This is a genomic window from Anaerolineales bacterium (genome assembly GCA_022866145.1).
Classification (GTDB): domain Bacteria; phylum Chloroflexota; class Anaerolineae; order Anaerolineales; family E44-bin32; genus PFL42.
Genome location: JALHUE010000529.1, coordinates 1 through 3190 on the forward strand (window position 1 = coordinate 1; position 3190 = coordinate 3190).

3 protein-coding genes are annotated in these 3190 nt (G+C 66.9%); all 3 read left to right on the forward strand.

The window, feature by feature from the left end; all coding sequences use genetic code 11:
* The first annotated feature begins 223 nt into the window (after positions 1-223).
* The 3 genes from fabL (at position 224) to MUO23_15190 (ending at position 2824) form a co-directional block, all read left to right on the forward strand.
* A complete protein-coding gene (gene fabL / locus MUO23_15180; GenBank protein MCJ7514293.1) occupies positions 224-1012 on the forward strand; it encodes an enoyl-[acyl-carrier-protein] reductase FabL in 789 nt (262 codons plus the stop codon).
* A gap of 541 nt (positions 1013-1553) precedes the next feature.
* Positions 1554-1994: a DUF2202 domain-containing protein gene (locus MUO23_15185; protein ID MCJ7514294.1), complete on the forward strand. Its 441-nt coding sequence runs from the start codon at positions 1554-1556 to the stop codon at positions 1992-1994.
* A gap of 422 nt (positions 1995-2416) precedes the next feature.
* On the forward strand, positions 2417-2824 hold the full coding sequence (locus MUO23_15190; GenBank protein MCJ7514295.1) for a hypothetical protein: 408 nt from the start codon (positions 2417-2419) through the stop codon (positions 2822-2824).
* The last annotated feature ends 366 nt before the right edge of the window (positions 2825-3190 follow it).

Sequence of the window (3190 nt, forward strand, 5' to 3'; positions counted from 1 at the left end):
CGCGCCCGGTCCGCCTGGGCAAGCTCGGCGGAGACCTGCTCGCCAAGGTGCGGGTCCTTCACAGTTCGAATCTATCATAGACGCCAAGTGCGGGTTGCACCGCCTCTGGGTGGAATATGACACCTCTCGCGGAACGACTTCCGGCTCCGAGCGAGGTCTCGGCCACGTCAGCGCCTGCCTGCGTTCGCCAGCTGGTTGGGCCGGGGGTGGTAAGATGCCTGCCATGTCCAAGAGCCAAGGGCCGCGCTTCCAAGAGCAGATCGCCATTGTGACCGGGTCGGGCCGCGGGATCGGCCGGGCAATCGCTCTGAAGTTGGCCAGCGAAGGCGCCTCGATCGTCGTCAACTTCTTCCGAAACCGTGGCGGCGCTGAAGAGACCGCAGCCGCTATCCAGGCGATGGGCTGCCGAGCCACCGTGGTGCGCGCCAATGTGGGCGAGATGGCCGGCATTGACGAGCTGTTCGACACGGTGCGCCGCGACTACGGCCGGCTGGACATCCTGGTGTGCAATGCGGCCTCAGGCTTCAACCGGCCAGCGCTGGAGCAGAAGCCGCGCGGCTGGGACTGGACGATGAACATCAACGCCCGCTCCCTCCTGTTCTGCGCGCAGCAAGCCGTCCCATTGATGACCGGCGGAGGCAGCATCGTCAGCCTCTCCAGCCCAGGCGCGACCCGCGTCCTTCCTGAGTACGTCGTGGTCGGGGCCAGCAAGGCCGCACTCGAGGCCCTCACCCGGTACCTGGGAGTCGAACTCGCACCGCGCGGCATCCGGGTGAATGCGGTCTCTCCGGGGATCGTCGAGACAGACGCCTTGAAGCACTTCCAGGTGATGCAGGGTGAGGATCCAATTTCACGGCTGGCTGCCCTCACCCCCGCCGGACGCCTGACAACCCCAGAGGATGTGGCCAACGTCGTCGCCTTTCTGTGTTCCACGGATGCGGCCATGATCTGCGGCCAGACGATCGTGGTCGACGGGGGGTTCACACTTCCTGTCTCCGGCCCGACCTCCTGAGGCGCATGCTCCGATCGTTGACCGGAGGGGCGAGTGGGCAAGCCCCGCCCGCATCCGCCGCGGCTGACGGCGAAGAAGGCGAGGCCCCCGGGCGGATTGCCCCAACGGGTCGGGATCCCGTCCGGTGGGCACAACCAAATGCGCAGGAGCTGCACACCGCCCTCACAGATTCTGCCTCGCTGGGCGGTGGGCTTCCCCTCGGACGCACGAATCCTTCCGATTGCAGGCTCTGCTCTCTGCCTCACCTCCATGCCACCTGCGAACACCCATTTCGGCAGCAGTCGCATTGCGCAGATGGCTGGCTCTTGCCCCGGCTGCGGTTCAAGCCGCGCCCGTCGAACTGGAGGATCAGCCCCGCTCTCCGTCGCAGCACCTCCGGGCAATGATGCCCTTCCAGGCACGCGGGAGAAGGCGAGTCGACAAGCGCCGCCTACCCCGCCGACGGGGGGCCGGACCCCGAGGAAGTGGCGGGGCTGGGGTCCATGCGCGAAACGGAGAAGCTAGCGCACGACATGACCTCGAGCTGCACAGCCTGAGGCGGGTGCCGACCTCCAAGCGAATTGCCTCGAGTGAAGCGGCCCAACCGGCGGCCGTGGCGCGGCCGCTCGATTCGCCCGGCATTGATGACCCGGCTGAGGACAGCCCCGAAAGAGTTCTTGCTGACTCGCAACTGCAGGCGCCGTACGACCCGCCCCTTCTCGAAGGCTCCGACTCCCTCGAAGCGGCTCCCCGGGCTGCCGCCCTGGTCGAGGGTGAGGACATCCGTGATCTCGAGGAGCACCTGGCCGAGACCGCCGACCCGAGCCTTCAACGGGTAACCATCAAGCTTCTGCAGGGATCGAGGAACCAGCTGCGTGCATTCGTCGCTGAACACGAGCGGCGCTCGGGCCATGCATACTCCCCACAGACCCGGGACCCAGGCGAGGTTCAGAAGATCTTGGCTTTGCCGGTTGAGCGGGGGCGAGGGCGGCGCTTCAACTGACCGCTCGCCGACCCCGCGCCTTGGGAGCGGCTGTTGTCGCGCTCGACCCAGGCTGACGGGTCGGAGCGGGGCATGGCGAGGTCGCGGACGAGGTCCCGGCCCGCCAGCCATCGGGCGCCGTGGCGGCGGTCGGGAGCAGGGCTGGGGGTGCCTGCAGGGGACCGAAGCCGTGCGATCGGAGGCGCGAGCGTCCGGAGTCTCGAATCCCGGGATCAGTCACAAACTCAAACGAGCTGCCCATTCTCGCCAAGTTCTCCGTTGGCACGACCTAGCCTTGACCCTGGGAAAAACCCTTGGCGTCAGGGGCTGTGTGCGGTAGAGTCACGCCCTATGGCCGCCGAAGCCGGGTGGATCGCTCGAACTCGCCCGACGCCTGCGGCCAATCCGGAATGGGGCCTCTGGCCCGCCACAGGAGGATAGGCGTGAAGTCACATAGTGTTCAGATCGCGGGTGTTGTGGTGTTCCTGGCTCTGGCCGCCTTGGCATGCGGGGGCAGTATCACCACGGCCAACATCTCGGGGGCTGTGCTCTCGCCGGACGCCTCCGGGTCTCCCGAGACGTCCGTGTTCGCCCCGGACCAGCAGACCATCTATCTCTTGGTGGAGCTCGCCAACGCTCCGGAAGACACCAGCGTCAAGGCAGTGTGGACGGCGGTCGAGGCCGAGGGGGTTGAACCGAATTTCCAGATCGATGAGACCAGCCTCACCTCAGGCGACGGAACGCTCACGTTCGAGTTGAGCAACGACCTGCAGTGGCCGACCGGGAGCTACAAAGTCGATCTCTATTTGAACGACAAACTGGATCGCACGCTTCCATATGAGGTCCGCTGATCGGTCCTCGCCTGCGCCCGCCTCGGCGCCCTGGCGGCGGAGGCAATGCACGGCGGAGGCTGCGATGGCACTCGGACGGGCCAGCGGCGGTTGATCGAAGCGCATGAGATGCCGGATTCGGGGAATGCCCGAATCCGGCTGTAGGGTTGGGGCACCCGAGAGGCATAAGGGAGAATCAGCTGGGGAGGACATGCCCGCCAGCGGGCGCGCCCCTCGAGGCTGCCTCGCCAACTGGCCGCCGGCGGCAAGGGGTGACGACCGACCTGGCAGCGATGTCTCCGGACCCTGGCCGAGGGTGATTGCCCCGCAGCGCCTCTGCCGCTACCATTCCTTCACACCGGATGGCGAGAACGCACCGGATGGGAC

Excerpts from the sequence above, each read along its gene's own strand:
- fabL (MCJ7514293.1), top strand. The coding sequence starts at position 224 with ATGTCCAAGAGCCAAGGGCCGCGCTTCCAAGAGCAGATCGCCATTGTG.